The following is a 16,290-nucleotide window of genomic DNA, read 5'->3' on the forward strand; positions in this document are numbered from 1 at the left end:
ACGCTCCTGTGGTCGACGGTCAGTTCGATCGAGACGGGCCCCGCCGTCACTAGAGACACTACCCGCGTTGGACAAAGAAATTCAACCCACTTTTTTCTGTGCCTCTAGATCGTGTATGTGCAGTTCAGGGCACTGCTCCTGCCGAGATGGAAGGCAACGGGCAGCTTTGCATGTGTTGACTGTCGAAACTAGAGACTCTTAATGTGGGGTGCGCCAGGCCGTCCCACATCCAGGAGGAGCCCATGCCGGTGGACCCGTTCGAGAAGGCCAACGCGTACGTCGCGGCGTACATGAGCGCCTCCCAGGGCCGGGAGGTGAGCCACCCGTCCGAGCTGGCTGCGCTCGGCCACGCCGTGCTGCGGACCGTCGCCCGCGAAGACCAGGACCTCACCCTGCGCATGACGAACGGGCAGGAGGCGATGGAGCTGATCGGGCTGGAGATGAGCTACCTCCCGCACTCCGTGCAGGCGCCGAGCGACCTGTTCCTGGCGGCGCAGCAGATCAGGGCCGGACGCTCGCGGGGGGTCGCCATCACCCAGGGGGGACTCGTGGTCGCGCAGGCGCTGGTCGCTCTCGCGGAGTGCGCGCGGGCCTTCGGCGCCGACCCCGGGCAGACGCTGGCCTTCGGCCTGGAGACCTACCGGGAGCGCCTGCAAGTGCACGACACGGCATGTGAGTTGGCCAGCTCCCGCTGAAACCCGTCTGCCGCTAGGTGGTCCGGCAGCGGGCCACCTAGCGGCGGACCGCACCTGTCACATACAGGGCCGTGATCGCCCTTGCCCACGTGAAAACGACCGAAGGAGACCTCCATGAGGACGCCGAAGCTCGGCAGTCACATCACCGTCACCCTCCACAACGGCAACACCTCGACCGGTGGAGTCACCCGCTGGCCGCGCGGAGGCAGCTCCATCCCGGTGTGCCTGGACCACAAGCCGATCGGCCCCAGGTACGCGGTGAAGTCCTGGACCCTGGCCACGGAGAGCGAGCCGCTGGAGGAGTACCGGTTCGTCGGCCACATCTACCAGCCCGGCGGCCGGTTGGTGTGGACCGTCCTGGGCGCCACTCAGCAGGCGACGGCCAGCAGGGTTGCGGACTTCTTCGTCCGGCAGCGCAGCGACGCCAGCGAGGAATTCGTCGCCCGCCACCTCTCCACCGCCGCTCTCGGGGAGCGCCACACCCACCTGACGGGCTGGGCCTTCCAGCTGACCGCTCTGGCGTAGTCAGCCCTCGCCGCTCCGCCCCGGCCCCGGGCTCGAAGTGAGCCCGGGGCCCCACCGCTGCCTCACTCAGGAGGAACCTTGCCGACCTACACCTTCCACGTGGACTGCACCACGGTGACGGAGATCGAGGAGAGCAGCAGCGCGGCCGCGCTGCGCTCGCTCTACGACATGCGTCACGAGACCTTTCTGATGGTGCAGCTCAGCGACGATGACACCTTCACCATGGGGTATCCCCTTGCGGAGGGCATCGTCCTGGACACCTTGGACCTGTGGACGCACAACCCCGACAACATCAGGCCCCTGTGGGTGAATGGCCAGCACTTCGCTTACGAGGTGGCGTCCATGGCCACGGTGGACATCGTCGCCCCCGACGAAGCGACCGCGCTGGGCCAGCTCGTGGACCTGCGGCTTGAGAGCGTCGAGGTGGAGCAGCCCTTCAGCGGCGGGCTCTTCAAGAGCATCCGCTGGAGCAGGAGCGAGCGGGAGGCGGCCACGCTCTACCGGGATGACCTGGAGGGCAGCGGTCACGGGTGCCTCGCGGAGGCGTCCGGGTAGTTCACCGCCGGACATCCGTGCGCAGCGGCGCCTCGCCCGAGGCCACCTCGGGCGAGGCACGCGCGTCTCTCGGAGGCCGGCGCGCCGCCGGCGGCAGGGTCCTGGCGTCGCCTCCGAAGGGGTCGTCTTCCTGCGGGGCTGGGAGATGGTCCTTCTGTTCATGGGCCGGCACGTACGGCGCGCCGCGCACGGTCCCGTGGTGGGGGGCCGTGCGCGGGTTTCCGGGTCAGGCCGCGCTGCGTCGCGGGCCGTTGCTGATGTCGCAGAAGGGGAGGCTGCTGTGAGTCTCGACGTGGAAAGGCCATTTCCAGCGGCTGCTCTGCGACTCGATCCAGGCGGCGTTCTCTTCGACGCGCTCGCGTGCGGCGCGGGTGTGCAGGACGACGTAGGTGGCGCGCCGCTCTCCGTGGTGGTAGTCGCCCCGGATGGCGAATCGCAGGTGGTGGTTGCGCTGCTGCTTCAGGCCGAGGGCTCGCAGCACGAGGGCGATGGCCTCGCTGGGCGAGGACGGAGGCTGGATCGCCCAGGGTGAGGTCTCGGCGTGGTAGGCGATCCGCTGGTAGGCGAGCGAGTACGGGTCGGTGTCGCCCAGGGCGTCACTCACGGACCCCTCGATGGCGCTGATGGCGTCGCGCTTGCTGCTGCAGGCCGTGTCCGGGCCGAAGCCCTGACGGTCGGGGTAGGTGAGCATCCATACGGGCCGGGCGCCGTAGGAGTCGTAGGAGGGGTTGTCGGGGGTGAACTGGTTGCGCTGGATGCTGTAGGTGCCGTTGGGGGTGTGGATGTCGTAGGCGCCCGCGTGGCGGCGGATGACGAGGGTCTTCGCCGGGTTGCGGATGGTGGTGTTCAACGGGCTCGGCTCTCCTTGGTGCGGCTCGGTGGGAACAGGAAGTGCGAGGGCTCAGGGCAGCGGTTCGCCGTCGATCGAGTAGAGGTCGTATCCGTCGGTGTCGAGTTCGAGGTCGGTGAGCCGGTATCCGGGGGAGCCGGTGATGTCGAGTTCGACGCTCATGTCGTGGGCGGCCTCGACGATCGCCTCGGCGCGTTCCTCCGCCGGTGCGTTCACTGTGAGGATGAGGGCCGCCCGCAAGTGGTAGCGGAAGGCGCCGTCGGGGGCTCGCCCCAGGTTCGGGCGGCGGCCGAGGTGCAGGTCCTCGATGCCGGACAGGTGGTGGCCGTCCTGGGTGGTGATCGTCGTGGCCGGGAAGTTGTCGGTGTCCTCGGCTACGAGGGCTGCGGCTCTGTCGGCGGTTTCGCGGTCCGGAGCGTCGATCACCAGTGTGAAGTCGGCGCTGATGCTGTATCCGAAGCTCGCCATGGGCATCCTGACTGTTCGCGATTCGGCTTCTGTAGCCGCGTGTTGGCTGTTCAACGACGGTACGCTCCGCATATGTCGCAAGTCAACACTCTTAATATTCAGATTTAGAGTCTTGTATGTCGTCACTGTAATCCCCTAATCTCGGGAGAGTCAGCCGGCGGATTCGCCTCGCTGCCCGGCGCTTCCCCTGTGCCCGGCCCACGGCGCGCAGCCCCACTGCCACGAGAGCAGGTCCTCCATGCACGATGAGATCCACTTCGACAGCCGCGTGCGGGTCGCCTCGCGCGGCGGCGAGATCGGAACCGTCGTCCTCGCGGTGCCGAACGCGTTCGGCACCGGCCGCACCGCTGCGCTCATCCGCTTCAACGGACAGCGCTACGCCTACAACTGGCCCGAGCAGCTCACAGCCCTCGGCGGGCCGTTCGCCGAGCCGGTCCTGGACCGCCCGCTCAACGGCCGCTCGACGTTCTACCTCAACGGCTGCCGATACGAGGTGTACAACCAGACGGGCGTGGACGTGCGAGGGTACTGGGCGTGCCGACGTACCCTTCCAGCCGCATCCCCTGTGGACTCGGCCCTCGTACTTGCGGGCGCGGTGAGCCGCAGGGGTGCCTTCAACCGGGCCCTGGCCGAGCTGCGGGGCCCGCTGGGCGGGGACGCGGGCAGCGCGCGGTCGCTGGAAACTACAAGGAGCTGACCCTCATCGGTGGCGCTTATGCCGACCGCCGACGGTCCGCCGGAAACAGCGGCGGACCGGCTGGGCGCGCGGGAGCGGATGCTGGCGCGCGTCGCGCATGCCAGGGAGGTGCTCACCGGATTCCACAGGGCAGCGGGGAACCGCCAGCCGCGGGGGAGCCTCATGCTGCCTACGCGGCGGCAGGACGACGGCGAGTGGGTCTGCGCTCTCGCGGGTCCGGGCCGCGTACGCGCGCAGCCCGTCGGTGGCGCCGGGCTCCAGTTGCTGCCGGGCGGCGGCAAGGGCGGGGGCCGGCTGTTCGCTCATCGGCGCCCCAGGCGCGAACGGGCGTGTGTCACCGCGGCAGTACGGCCGCTGTAGGGCCGCTCCGCTTCACCCAGGCTCGAGGCTCGCGGCCGCGGCTCCCTCGACCTTGAGGCACCAGCGTTCGCCGGCGCACTGCCCGCCGAGTCCGGGGTCGGCGCAGGTGCACTCCGGGTCGCGCTCGGTCACCTGCGTGATGCGGTAGAGCCCCGGAGTCATCTTGTCCAGACGCAGCGACTGCACCTTGCCAGCGGCCTCTTCGATCGAGGCGGCGTGGGCGGTGTAGATCAGGGTGGTGAAGCCCGGGTGGGACGGGTCGGTGCACCGTGCCACGACCTGGTAGGGGTGCTGTGTCATCGCTCCTGCTGGGTTCTCAGGCGAGCAGGCCAGGCAGGACCTGGCCGTCGGTGATCTGAGTGTGGGCGGTCAGAGCCCGGCCGTCGCAGACCACATAGCGGTCGACGGCCTCGGTCTGGACGGCGTGGATGGCCAGCTCAGGGCAGGCCGCGTCACTCCCCACGGGACGGCGCAGCCAGCGGGGTAGTCGACGGTGTCCTGCAGAGCACCGGAGGAGGGCGCGGCCGTCGCGGTGTTGGTAGTCACCTGGGTGATTCTCCCCCACCTGGGCCGAGGTGGCTCTTATGCCGTCTTCCTGAGACTAGCGGATCGAAGCGTTACGGAGAATCCGGACTGTTTCGCTCGTCGACGTTCCGTTTTAACGGTCCAGCAGGACGGCCAAAGCCTCACGCAGATCATCAGGTCCGCGATAATGCACACCTGTCATCCCGAGTCCGATCGCGGCTTCCACATTCTCAAGCCGGTCGTCCACGAACAGGCACCGGTCCAGGGCAACCCCCGCCTGCCCGGCCGCGATCTCATAGATCTTCTGGTCCGGCTTGGCCACTCCCACCCGGGCACTGCTGATGACGTGATCGGCGAAACCGGCGAGCCCCAGCGACACCAGGTCGTCCTCCAGTTCCACGGTCGCATTGGTCACCAGCACCAAGGGCACGTGCCTCCGCACCTGAACAAGCATGTCGACCACGACACTGTCGGCACGGGACGGTGCGTTGGCGAGCGCCGTCCCCAGCTCGCGCGCCTGGGCCTCGGGTATCCGGCCAGCGAGGCCCACCACAATGGACTCCACCCACTGCTCTTTGCTGATCTCGCCGAGGAGCAGCGGGAGGTCTGTCTCCGGCGCGAACGCCACTCTCTCGGTGATCCCCTCCGCCAGCCCCGCACCGCGCTCCAAGCTCGCCAGTTCCCTCGTGTCATAGAAGCGGATCACGTTGTCGAGATCGCACAGCACTGCGTCGAAGGGTCTGCTGGAGATCCTGGGAGAAGTCACGGCCCTTGAATAGCACAGCAACGCGCCATCGATGCTTCCGGTTGAGCGAGACAGGCGGCTGTGCCCCGGTCGGTGTGCTGCGCAGGTACGGGTGCGCACCGCCCTGCTGTGCTTGCGGTGGTTGGCCGGGGGCGGGCGGTCATCGCGGTCTGCGGCCGGTGCGATGAGCCAGGATCGCGTCGCGGATCAGGTCTCGGCTTTCGAGGGTAGACAGCCCTGCCCGCCATGCGTCGGCGAACCGCTGCCCGTAGGCGTTCAGTTGAGCAGGTTCGGCGGTGTAGTCGACGCATGCATGGAGCTCGTCGTAGGCGAGACGCCCGCGGCCGGGGCCGTAGTCCAGTTGCACAGCCGGCGTGGGCTTCAGGATCGGCGCGTCGAACCCGAGCACCCGCAGTATGACCCGGCCGGCGTGCTGGAGCCGCAGCAGGTGCTCGAGCTGCTCGGCCATCACGGAGTGGGAGCCCAGCACGCGCTTGAGCCAGCTGGCGTCCAGCAGCAACACGGCACGGCCAGCGCGCCCGGCGGAGAAGTCGGCCGCGTGTCGGCGACCTGCCTCCAGGTCCCGCTCCCCCCAGCCGTTCATCCCCCGGGCAAGGTCCTCCATCGCACCCGGGGTGCGCACGACGGCCGGCAGGTGGGCAACCGCCCAGATCCGCAGCTCGACGGCCGGCGCCTCGATTGCTGTCATGCGCCTCCGTCGTGCTCGGCCCTCGTCCTGCCAGCCGTCATCCGGGAGGCGGGAGAGCCACATCAGCCTCGCGAGGTCCTGGCGCTGGTGCTCGCCGGCTCGGTAGGCGCGCAGCAGGAGGGGACGGGCGCGGCGGCCGAGGCTGCTCTCGCCCCGCTCGGCGCTGCGCAGTAGTTCGGGCGTGATCCGAGCGGCGATGGCTGCCTCCTCGAGCCCCAGGTTGGCGTCGTGGCGCAGGGTTGCGAGGTGGGCGCCGATGCGGCGCCGGGCGACCGGCACGGGGTTGGTGGAAAGTTGATGCGCGTTCACCGGGTGCTCACCGGTGTCCGGTCGGCGCACGGCTGGCGCTGTTCCTGGGCGAGCGGCGTCCGGGCCGCCGGCGGGGGGATCACGAGGGGATCCCGGTGAGCAGGGCCGTGGCGAGTACGGCCAGCACTGAGGTGGTGAGCAGCCAGGCGACGATGGCCAGTTCCGTCACTGCGCCGGTGGCCATGGCCTGTGCGAGCCCGACATCCGCGCAGGGCTCGGCCGGGTGGTCGGGCGGTAAGGGTGAAGAGGGTGGTGCTGAGGCGTGCGGGTGTGTCTGGGGGTGGTGGCCGGAGGAGAAGGTCATGTGGTGTGCCGCTTTCTGGTGGGTGGAGCGGGGGGAGGTCGGGCCGCCCCGGCGGGGGTGGGTGGGTGCCGGGGCGGCCCTGTCCTGCCCGCTGCGCGGTGACCAGCCGCACGGTGTCGGCGGGCAGGGATTCGCGGGGTCGCTGCGGGCTCGGCTTGGATGCGGCCTTTCAGGCGCCGCCCGGGGGCCGGGAACGACGGCTCGATTGGTTCGGTCCGGGCGCGCGGCATGCGGAGCGGAGCGCTGTCACGGCTGTGCCCTTGTGCGTGCGGGGCGCTGGCCGATGCCGCAGGACTGGGCCAGGGCGGCGCGCAGTATCCGTGCGCTTGCCTCTTCGTTCATCGCCGCTGCGGACGCGTCGGCGATGAGTGCGGGTGGGGGCCCGGTGTGGAAGGTCGCGGTGGACACAAGGTCGGCGCACACCAGGTCCGGACGGTCGTCCGGCAGCCGCAGGACGGTGGTCGTGGTCGCATAGCCCGGGATAGGTGCGGCGGCGGGCACGATCCGTACGGAGACCATCGGGCTGCGGGCGGTGCGCAGCACATGCGCCAGCTGGTCGGCCATCACTTCCGTGGCCCCTGTCGGGGGTTGGCGCAGGGCCTTCTCGGCTATCAGGGCGGTGAGGCGCTGCTGGCTGTTCCGTCGCCGGCTGCGCGGCTGAAGGTCCTCGGGGTGGAGGTCGGCCGCCAGGAGTGCACGGGCGTAGGCCGGGGTCTGGAGCGGCCCGGGGATCGTGCACAGGTCGACGGTCTGTACGTCGGCGGCCGCTGCGGTGAGTCCGTGCAGCAGAGGCACGCTCCAGCGTCCGGGGTCCGGTGTCAGGCCCATCGTGGCGTCGCGCATGAGCGACCAGGCGATGCTCCGGTCCTGATCGGTGGCCCGGTAGCGGGTGAGCAGGTCCTCGAGATCGCGCTCGGTCAGCGGCGACTGCGCACGCTCGACGCGGCCGACCGCGCCTGATGCGTGCGTGGCCACTCCGGCCCGGGCTGCGTTCTGCGCCTCGAGGTCTTGGCGTAGTTGGGCCAGCATCTCGCCCAGCAGCACCCGGGCGACCATGCCCCGTACGGGCCTGCGGCCGGTCACGGGCGGCCGTTCGTCGGCGCGCGGCGGGCCGGGTACCGATCTGCTGGGCGCGCGGTGTTCCACGCTGGGGGTCGGGGGAAGCGCGGGAAGGTCGGCACGCTGGTCTCCGTGGCTGTTGGGCTGACCTCCACGGTCTCGTCGCCTCCCGGCGAATGGAAGGTGAGCAGTCGTTGAATGCTGTTGATCCTCAACCGTGCGCGAGGCGCTCCACGGCGGCGGCGGACGCCCAGGAAACGGTGACGCCGGAGCCTCCGTGTCCATAGCAGTGCACGCAGGGCGTGCCGTCGGCGAGGGGTGCCCGCTCGATGCGTACCTGCGGGCGGTACGGGCGCAGTCCCACGCGGGCGGTGATGACGCGGGCCGTACGGATGGCGGGGAAGACGTCGGCGCAGCGGTCCACGATGCGCTGGGTGGTCGCGGGGTCGGGGGTGGTGTTCCATCGGTGCTCGTACGCGGTGCCGCCCAGTACGAGGGTGCCGTCGGCCTGCTGGGGGAAGACGTACAGGCCCTCGGTGCCGCCACCGCTCGCCTCGACGAACCAGTGGTCGATGCCGGGGTTCTGGACGATGACGAGCTGTCCTTGGATCGGCAGCATCGTGTCGTCCGGAACGAGGTCCTGCGCGCCCAGGCCGCTGGCGTTCACGACCAGGTCCGCTTCCCGGGCCGCGTCGGCGAGGTGTACGACGGTGCGGTATTCCACTCTCACTCCGTTCATGGCGAGGCGCCTCTGGAGGTAGCGCAGGTAGCGGGGCATGTGCAGCAGCGGCAGGGTAGAGCGAAGGGCCCACGCGAAGCCCTCGGGGAGGGCGGCCGGCTCTGCCGGGGTGGCCGGGGCGAACCGGTTCCACCACAGCTTCGGCGGTGCCCCGGATCGGCCGGCCTTGATCCCGCTGACCATCCGCACGCCGGTGCCGGGCTGTTCGCTCAGGGCGGCCAGCGTGCCGAAGGTCTCCGCCGCCCAGGCGTTGACGAGGTCCTGCGGCTGCGCCTTGTACGGCTCCCACAGGGCGCCGGCTACGGCGGAGGTGGTGTGCTCGACGGGGTCACGGGACCAGATCCGGACGTCGGTCACGGTCTTGGACTCGGCCAGGACGATGGCCGAGGTGAGCCCGATGACTCCCCCGCCGACTACTACTACGCGCATGGCTGCACGCTACAGAGGTGGCCCCGTCACCTCGGAACGCGTGCGAGCCCTTCGCGCAGTTGAGGGAGGAAGGAGCGTACCCACGTGCTGGTCTGCCGGCGCCCGAGGAGGCGGGCGGTCTCCGCGAGCAGTTGCCGGGTTCGGGGGGTGGGGGCCGATTCGTACATGGCCAGGGCCCGGTCGGCGGCTGCGCACGCCGCTTCCAGGTCTCGCCGGTAGATGTGGCCGAGCGCCGCCCATCCCAGCTCGAACGCTGCTTTGCGGGGGCTGGGCGGCCCGCCGGCGTAACCTTCCCGGCCGGCGGCCGCGAGCAGCGGATCTCCTGCTGCGGCCAGGCGGCGAGCAGCCGCGGCTGAACCGCTGGTGTAGGAGCCGCGGCCCAGGGCGACCAGCGAGTACCCCATCTGCACACTCAAATGGTGGGTGGTCAGGTAGTACGCCCACGGGGCGTCGACGGCTTCAGCCGCGCGCCCCATGGCCGTCTCGGCTGTGGAGCGGGCCTGGTTGAACGCGGACTTCTCGCCGGCGGCGGCGTAGGCGAAGGCGCAGCGGCCGGAGACGCTGGCTACGGCCAGGGCGCTGGCACCGCGCACTGCCCGCTCCGCTCCGGCCGCGAAGTGGCACGCTTCCCGGTGCTGCTGGAAGACTGCGGCCTGGTAGGCAAGGTCGGCCAGGGCGTGGGCTGCCAGCGGGCGGTCACCGGCCAGGTGCGCGGCGCGCAGTGCGCTCAGCAGGTAGCGCTGGGCCTGGCCCTGGCCCGGCCCGCAGTGGTCTCCCAGCTCGAGTGCCATCCATCCGGCGAGCTGGCACAGGTGGCTCGTCGACGTCAGCAGCCGCTGCTGGATCTCTGCGGGGGCGCCGAGGCGCAGCTGGTGGGCGACTGCCCTCACGTGGTTGTCGACGTGGATCAGGGAAGACGTCGTGGTGTTGTGGTCGTCCATCCGGCGCAGCAGGGGAATGGACTGCTCGATGCTCTCGGCGAGGAGGCCGTCGGGGGCGTGCCGCGTACCGGCGGCGGCGCGCCACCGTTCCCGCGCTGCGGATTCGTATCCCGTGACGAGGGCGCCCGCTTCCTCTCCGGTGGCGACCCAGGTGCCCGGTGGCTCCGTCGGCTCGATCGTGTCCAGGAAGCCGTTCAGCGACCAGGGCGAGGCCACGTAGTTCCGGCTCGGCGTCTTGATGCCCGGCCAGATGTCGGTCACCTGGATGCGTTCGCCGAGCGCGGAGGACAGAACGCCGGCGGCTGCCTGCGCTGTGGGCACCGACGGGACGATTCCCCGGCGCACCCAGCGCCAGGACGTGGTGCGCTCGACCTGGTGGCCAGCTTCGGTGATCTTCTTGGCGAGTCGTGTCGGCGTCCAGCCGAGTTCGTCCAGGAGAGCCTCGAGGCGCCGGTCATTCGTCACGGGCACTCCATGTGGTGTCGGGCCGGAACATGACACCGAAACCGGCGATGCCCTGTGTGATCAGCCGATAGCAGCCCGTATCAGTGTATTGCAGTTTCCGCACCGGACAGCTACGAGGCGTCAACTGCCCTGCGTGCAGCGTCCTGTGACGCTCAACCACCTGGCAGCAGCGGCTGTCGCACGGCTGCGGGCTGCTCGGGCCTGCTGGCCGCATTTGCCGCACGGGCCTGCCGCCCCATGAGGCAGCGGTTGTGGCCTTCCCGGGGCAGGCCGTTAACTACGCGCTCAGATGAGGGCCTGGCCGAGGAGATCCCGTGGCCTGCCGTCGAGGGCGTGGTGGAGGGCTTCGGCCCGGGAGCGGATCAGGCCCTCCCGGTAGGGCGCGGGGATCCGGTCGAAAGTGCTTGCTGCCATCTCGGCCGCCGTGGAGGCGTCGCCGTCGACTCTCAGGCAGGTGGCGGTGTCCATCGCGATGAGGGCGCGGGTCATCACTGAAGGAGATGTGGTGAGGTACAAGGCTTCGTCCTGCGCCGAGTACGCGGCTTCCGTGTCTCCGAGGAGTGTGTATGCCTGGGAGAGGTGGACGAAGTGCTTCTGTGCGGGGTAGCCGAACCAGGTGTCGGCCTCTTCCGGTCCGCTGAGCCGTTCCGCGAGAACCCGGGCGTCCCTGACTGCTTCCCGGGCGCCCCGCTGATCGCCGATGGCGGCGAGGGCACGGGCGGTGACGGCCGACGCCAGTGCTGAAGCCGCGGTCGGTGTGCCGCCGGCCGCCCGGCGGGCGCGCGCCGCGACCCGCAGGGCCACTTCGGGGGCTCCGTAGTTCAGCGGCACCATCGCGTGCCGTGCCAGCACCCAGGCGGCCATGTGGCGGTCTCCGGATTCCTTGGCTGCCCTCTCCGCGGTCGCGAACCACCGGCGGGCGTCATCCCGGTCGCCACGATCGTGTTGGACGATGGCAACCAACCCGGCGAGCCCGGCGGCGGTGCGCGCGAGATCAGCCCGTGCTCCAGCGGGGTGCGGACGGTTGAGCGCCTGCCCCAGATGATTGAGGTCCGCGCGCATCTCGTCGAGTACGTCCTCGGGCGAACGGCCGCGGTATCCGCCCCGGTGTCGCTCGAAGGCCGTTTCCAGATAGGCCAGGTCACCGCCTCCGGATCCGGCGAGGGCCCCGTCGATGCCCTCGCGAGCCTGCGCCATGCCTGGAGCTGCGGTCGCACCCACCGTGGCGGCCGTCACCCCGAGGAAACTGCGTCGCTTCACGTCCTCACTCTCCCTGCGCTGGCTACGTCGGTGCTGTCGCGATGCGGCAACTGCCCGCTGGACGTCCGCCACGCTCATCCCGTACACGCGGGCGATCGTCTCGTGCCAGTCCGGGACCGGTAGCCGCTTCTCCGTCTCCCACCGCTTGATGTTCTCCCAGTCGAACCATCGGCCGTTCTGAGCTTCTTGAACGATCTTGGCTTGCTCTTCACGGGTGCGGCCCGCGTCTTCGCGGATCGAACGCAGTAAAACACCGATGCCGTCCGGGGCCACCATGGCATTTCCCTTCGGTCGCAGTCGGGTGTGGCCGTCATCGTGGCCCCCCAGAGTGGCCCCTCGCCGGAAAACGCACCCGCCCCTGGCCCCTCTTTCCGTGTGTTCCCCAGCCGTTCAATGGACGAACGCCGCACCCCCGGCCCGCCGCCTGGAACGGCCAGCGGCGGCCCGGGATCGGCCGCCCGGACGGCGCCGAACAGGAGGGACATCTTCGTGGAACGGAACCTGCCCCATCGTGAGCGACTTCTGACGTCAGCCAGACCGTTGCCAGACCTCGAGGTCGTCGGCACAAGCGGCCCGTGGCTCCACCTCGCGGACGGCCGCCGGATCCTCGACGGATCGAGCGGACTCATCTGCGTGAACGTGGGCCACAGCAGCAACGCCGTCCTCGCCCGCATCGAGCAGCAGTTCCAGCGCGCGTCGTTCGGCGGCGCCGCCGTCGTCCAGCCTCGCGTCCAGCTGGAGCTGATGGAACGGCTGTGCCAGGCCGTGGGCCGGCCAGACGACTCCGTCGCGCTGGTCACCAGCGGCACCCTCGGCGTAGAGGTCGCCATCGCCCTGGCCCGGAACATCGCGCGCGCCCGGGATGGAACGGCTGTGCCAGGCCGTGGGCCGGCCAGACGACTCCGTCGCGCTGGTCACCAGCGGCACCCTCGGCGTAGAGGTCGCCATCGCCCTGGCCCGGAACATCGCGCGCGCCCGGGGCGGCAAGCGCCGCGCAGACATCCTGACTTCCACCCTCAGCTACCACGGCATGAGCGCCCTCACCCTGGCACTCGCCGGCAACGGCGCCCGGCGCCCGCGCACCGAGGACGCGCTCGGCCTCGGCCCCGCCTTCCCTGCGCCCTACCCGCCCGCCCACGGGCACGTGCACGGATCGTGCGACGCTTCCTGCGCCGACGAAGTCGCCGGCGTTATCGACAGCCGGGGGCCGGAGAACGTCGCCGCTGTCCTGTTGGAACCCGTCAACGGCACGACGGGAGGTGCTTTCGTGCCGCCCGACGGCTACCTCCGGCGAGTGTCGCAGATATGCCGCGAACGCGACATCCTCGTCATCCACGACGAGGTGCTCACCGGCCTGTGGCGCACCGGCACCCCCCTGGCCAGCCACCACTGGGACGGCGCGGAGCCGGACCTGTGCATCATCTCCAAGGGGCTGGGAGCCGGGTACACGGCGGTGGGTGCGGTGCTGGTGTCGCCCGAACTCGCCCCGCTGCTGCGCCACGCGGACGCCGACCCGCTGCCCGCCATGGGCACCATGGCCGCCCACCCGCTCCAGGCCGCGGCCTGCCTCGGCGTCCTGGACGAGCTGCAGGCGATGGACGCTGACGCCTTCCGGGCGCGCGGAGACCAGCTTGGCGCGGGCCTGCGGTCCCTGACCGGCCTGCCGGGTATCCGGGATGTTCGGGGCCTCGGCCACCTGTTCGCGGTGGAGCTCGACCCCGGCCTGCTCTGGCCCCTGATGCAGCAGTCCGAAGCGAACGGGGTCTTCTTCTACCCGTTCACCGGTACCGGCCAGCCGAGGAGCGAGGGCCTCGTCGTGGCGCCCCCGCTCACCTCGACGGCCGGCGACATCAACCACCTGATCACCGCGCTGGCCGATGCGGTAACGGCCTTGGCCCGCCTCGGCTGAGGCGAACACCCGACCTCCGACCAGACGCCGATTGCCGCGCCAGCGCTGACCATCCGCTGCACAAGGAGACGCACCGTGTTGCTGCCTCACCCCGTGATCGACTCCCTCACCCCAGTACAGGTACGGATGTGGGAACAGAACTTCTCCCCGGAGGCCGGCGGGCAGCGCCACCCCGCCATGGAGGAAGGCATCTGGCGCCGCACACAGGACCCGGCCAACGCCCAGCAATCCGGGTGGACCGAAGACGCCGCAGGCCGCAGACGCGTCGTGCACTACCGCCTGCACTACGGCATCGACCGGACCCAACCGATGGAGCGCCTGGTGCTGGAGGAGCTGTACCTGTACGTGTCGTGGCTCGCCCCCGCCGCCGAGGTCGCCGGCCACCGTCGCGAGTTGGACCATTGGCTCGCCGCCGGCCGGTGGCGCCCCACCAGCGCCCGAGGGGGCTCTTGGCGCCGCGGCGACCTCACCGTCATGGTCACCGAGCATGCCGTGCACCCGCAGGACGAGCGCGCCGCCCGGGAGACCCCCGACGGGTTCACCTCACTCGACGTCACCATCCAGTCCGAGGGGTACACCCTCACCCGCGCCGCCAGGAACCTGCCCTGGGACGTCCTGGCCGGCGGGATGCGGGTCAAAGAACAGCGCGGGGCGCCCACCTACGCCGACGACCTCTCCGGCCTGCTCGACCGTTTGCCGTTCGTCGTGGAAGCCGGGTGCGGGACCAGCATCGAGGCCGGAGTCCCACCGCTGCACTGGCTCCACGAGGTGTACCGGGTCACCGCCCGTCAGGGAAACGACCTGAACCAGGGCTACGCGTTCACCCTCGCCCCGGCGGACGACAACCTCGTCCGCGAAGTCCTCACGGAGACCGAGCGCAAGGTCGAAGACATGGTGACGATGTTCCGCACGGTGTTCCTGGCCGAGCCGACCGGCGCGCACCGCGCGCTGAAAGCCCTGCACGATGCCGGACACATGGTCGGTCCCGTGGCGACCCACAACTTCGACCGGCTGTTCGCCAGGGCAGGGCTGGAAGAGGCGTACATGCGTCGCTACGACCAGCGCATCCCGCACATGCCGTTCCCCCAGGAGGCCAAGGCCCTCCTCGTCGTCGGTCTCCACGCCGACCGGCGAGCTGTCCAGGCCCGCGCCCGCGAGCTGGGACTGCCCATCTTCTACCTCGACACCGAGGGCATCACCGAGCACGGGGTCCACAAGCCCTACCTCATCGAGGGCGCCCGCCCGGGCGACGTGGTCGTCCGCTCCGAGGCCATCCCCGCCCTGCTGCGCCTGTGCGGCCTCCTCGGCGTGAACATCTGAGCGAACTCGTCCCAAATCCGGACGTGTTCATCCACCGATAGCGTCTGTGGGGCAGACCGGGCACGGTGTGCCCCCGGACCAGACAAGGACCCTGCAATGCGCGTATCCGTGATCGGCTGCGGTCACCTCGGCATCCCGCACGCGGCAGCGATGGCCGAACTCGGCCACGAGGTCATCGGCGTCGACATCGACCAGGCCAAAATCAACCGGCTCAACGCCGGCCAGTGCCCCATCTACGAGGCTGGCCTCCCCGAACTCCTCGCCCGTCACACTGCCAGCGGGCAACTGCGGTTCACCACGGACATCCGCGAGGCCGCCGAAAACGCCGAGCTCCACTTCATCGGTGTCGGCACGCCCATCGACGCCGACGGCCGCACCTACGACACCACCCACGTCTTCGGCGCGATCCGCCACCTCGCCCCACATCTCGACCGCCCGTGCACCATCGTCGGCAAGAGCACGGTCACCGTCGGCACCACCCGCCAGGTCACCGCCCTCGCCCAGCGTCTCGCCCCCGCCGGCGAGAACGTCGAGGTCGTGTGGAACCCGGAATTCCTGCGCGAAGGACACGCCGTGCACGACACCCTGCGCCCGGACCGGCTCATCGCCGGCGTCACCACCGCGGAGGGAGAGAAAGCGATCCGGGCCGTGTACGCCGGCATCATCGACGCCGGAGTCCCCATCTTCGTCACCGACCCGCAGACCGCCGAGCTGGCCAAGGGAGCGGCGAACACCTTCCTCGGCCTGAAAATCTCCTTCATCAACGGCGTGGCCGACATGTGCCAGGCAGCTGACGCCGACATCTCCCAGATCGTGGAGATCCTCGGCGTCGATCCCCGCATTGGCAGCGGAGCGATGCAGCCAGGTATCGGCTACGGCGGTGGCTGCCTCCCCAAGGACATCCGTGCCTTCACAGCCTCCGCCCGTCAGCTCGGAACCGACCGAGCCGCTGCCCTCCTTCGCGCCGCCGAGGAAATCAACGAGAGCCGTACCGACACCGCCCTGGCCCTCATCACCCGCGCCTTGGATGGCCATCCCCTCGAGGGCAGCCGGATCACCGTATGGGGCGCCGCTTTCAAGCCCGGCACCAACGACGTCCGGGACTCCCCAGCTCTCGCCCTCGCCCACGCGCTCCGGCACGCCGGCGCCACCGTGACGGTGCACGACCCACAGGCCGTCACGACAGCGATGGTCCGCCATCCGGAGCTGGACTACTGCGAGGACCTGGCGCACTCCCTTGACAGCGCCGACCTCGTGGTCCTGGCCACCGAGTGGCCCGAGTATCGGCAGGCCGACCCCCAGGCCCTGGCCGCCCGCCCGGCCACCGCACTGCTGGTCGACTGCCGAACCACCCTGGACCCCGAGCCCTGGCGCGCCGCGGGCTGGACCATCCACCAGCTCGGCCGCCCCGGCAAATAGCAGCCCA

The 16,290-nt window shown here is 70.3% G+C and carries 17 protein-coding genes and 1 pseudogene; 8 read left to right on the plus strand and 10 right to left on the minus strand.

Translation table 11 applies throughout. The features are described from left to right. Nucleotides 1–242: 242 nt before the first annotated feature. The 3 genes from ACTFAP_RS29060 (at nucleotide 243) to ACTFAP_RS29070 (ending at nucleotide 1,775) form a co-directional block, all read left to right on the plus strand. Complete coding sequence (locus tag ACTFAP_RS29060; protein WP_500469858.1) at nucleotides 243–695, plus strand: hypothetical protein; 453 nt, start codon at nucleotides 243–245, stop codon at nucleotides 693–695. A 114-nt stretch (nucleotides 696–809) separates the two neighbouring features. Then, on the plus strand, nucleotides 810–1,220 hold the full coding sequence (locus ACTFAP_RS29065) for a hypothetical protein (RefSeq protein ID WP_500469860.1): 411 nt from the start codon (nucleotides 810–812) through the stop codon (nucleotides 1,218–1,220). A gap of 78 nt (nucleotides 1,221–1,298) precedes the next feature. Next, a complete protein-coding gene (locus ACTFAP_RS29070) occupies nucleotides 1,299–1,775 on the plus strand; it encodes a hypothetical protein (protein WP_500469862.1) in 477 nt (158 codons plus the stop codon). A gap of 226 nt (nucleotides 1,776–2,001) precedes the next feature. On the opposite strand, the gene ACTFAP_RS29075 is transcribed toward ACTFAP_RS29070, so the two are convergent. Both ACTFAP_RS29075 and ACTFAP_RS29080 read right to left on the minus strand, forming a co-directional pair. Then, a complete protein-coding gene (locus tag ACTFAP_RS29075; protein WP_500469864.1) occupies nucleotides 2,002–2,625 on the minus strand; it encodes a hypothetical protein in 624 nt (207 codons plus the stop codon). 51 nt (nucleotides 2,626–2,676) lie between these two features. Then, nucleotides 2,677–3,093 carry a hypothetical protein gene (locus ACTFAP_RS29080; protein ID WP_500469866.1) on the minus strand — a complete coding sequence of 139 codons (417 nt, stop codon included), beginning with the start codon at nucleotides 3,091–3,093 and terminating at the stop codon, nucleotides 2,677–2,679. Nucleotides 3,094–3,331: 238 nt separating this feature from the next. Between ACTFAP_RS29080 and ACTFAP_RS29085 the strand changes: the two genes are divergently transcribed. Then, entirely contained in the window at nucleotides 3,332–3,790 is a 459-nt protein-coding gene (locus ACTFAP_RS29085) for a hypothetical protein (RefSeq protein WP_500469868.1), read from the plus strand. 372 nt (nucleotides 3,791–4,162) lie between these two features. Here the strand turns inward: ACTFAP_RS29085 and ACTFAP_RS29090 are convergent, their stop codons facing one another. The 8 genes from ACTFAP_RS29090 to ACTFAP_RS29125 all read right to left on the minus strand — a co-directional run bounded on the left by ACTFAP_RS29090 (nucleotide 4,163) and on the right by ACTFAP_RS29125 (nucleotide 11,911). After that, nucleotides 4,163–4,450, minus strand: coding sequence for a hypothetical protein (locus tag ACTFAP_RS29090; RefSeq protein ID WP_500469870.1), 288 nt, complete (start codon nucleotides 4,448–4,450; stop codon nucleotides 4,163–4,165). A gap of 16 nt (nucleotides 4,451–4,466) precedes the next feature. After that, a complete protein-coding gene (locus ACTFAP_RS29095; protein ID WP_500469872.1) occupies nucleotides 4,467–4,613 on the minus strand; it encodes a hypothetical protein in 147 nt (48 codons plus the stop codon). 195 nt (nucleotides 4,614–4,808) lie between these two features. Further along, a complete protein-coding gene (locus ACTFAP_RS29100; protein ID WP_500469874.1) occupies nucleotides 4,809–5,441 on the minus strand; it encodes an HAD-IA family hydrolase in 633 nt (210 codons plus the stop codon). A 139-nt stretch (nucleotides 5,442–5,580) separates the two neighbouring features. Continuing rightward, nucleotides 5,581–6,468, minus strand: a complete 888-nt coding sequence (locus ACTFAP_RS29105) for a Scr1 family TA system antitoxin-like transcriptional regulator (RefSeq protein ID WP_500469876.1) — start codon at nucleotides 6,466–6,468, stop codon at nucleotides 5,581–5,583. 520 nt (nucleotides 6,469–6,988) lie between these two features. Then, entirely contained in the window at nucleotides 6,989–7,825 is an 837-nt protein-coding gene (locus ACTFAP_RS29110; protein WP_500469877.1) for a Scr1 family TA system antitoxin-like transcriptional regulator, read from the minus strand. Between the two features lie 187 nt (nucleotides 7,826–8,012). Further along, complete coding sequence (locus ACTFAP_RS29115) at nucleotides 8,013–8,969, minus strand: FAD-dependent oxidoreductase (protein WP_500469879.1); 957 nt, start codon at nucleotides 8,967–8,969, stop codon at nucleotides 8,013–8,015. A 26-nt stretch (nucleotides 8,970–8,995) separates the two neighbouring features. Beyond that, the gene (locus tag ACTFAP_RS29120; RefSeq protein ID WP_500469881.1) at nucleotides 8,996–10,375 is read right to left on the minus strand and encodes an NsdA family TPR-like regulatory protein; all 1,380 of its coding nucleotides are present in this window, start codon (nucleotides 10,373–10,375) and stop codon (nucleotides 8,996–8,998) included. Between the two features lie 285 nt (nucleotides 10,376–10,660). Further along, a complete protein-coding gene (locus tag ACTFAP_RS29125; RefSeq protein WP_500469883.1) occupies nucleotides 10,661–11,911 on the minus strand; it encodes an NsdA family TPR-like regulatory protein in 1,251 nt (416 codons plus the stop codon). A 117-nt stretch (nucleotides 11,912–12,028) separates the two neighbouring features. Between ACTFAP_RS29125 and ACTFAP_RS29130 the strand changes: the two are divergent. From ACTFAP_RS29130 to ACTFAP_RS29145, 4 genes and pseudogenes are all read left to right on the plus strand, one after another. Further along, nucleotides 12,029–12,328 (plus strand): annotated as a pseudogene (locus tag ACTFAP_RS29130) (hypothetical protein); the annotation flags it as partial. 190 nt (nucleotides 12,329–12,518) lie between these two features. Continuing rightward, nucleotides 12,519–13,544, plus strand: coding sequence for an aminotransferase class III-fold pyridoxal phosphate-dependent enzyme (locus ACTFAP_RS29135; protein WP_500469885.1), 1,026 nt, complete (start codon nucleotides 12,519–12,521; stop codon nucleotides 13,542–13,544). Between the two features lie 75 nt (nucleotides 13,545–13,619). Next, the gene (locus tag ACTFAP_RS29140) at nucleotides 13,620–14,864 is read left to right on the plus strand and encodes an SIR2 family protein (RefSeq protein WP_500469887.1); all 1,245 of its coding nucleotides are present in this window, start codon (nucleotides 13,620–13,622) and stop codon (nucleotides 14,862–14,864) included. Between the two features lie 96 nt (nucleotides 14,865–14,960). Continuing rightward, a complete protein-coding gene (locus ACTFAP_RS29145) occupies nucleotides 14,961–16,283 on the plus strand; it encodes a UDP-glucose dehydrogenase family protein (RefSeq protein WP_500469888.1) in 1,323 nt (440 codons plus the stop codon). Nucleotides 16,284–16,290 lie beyond the last annotated feature (7 nt).

It is taken from the genome of Streptomyces sp. PH9007, assembly GCF_059813725.1.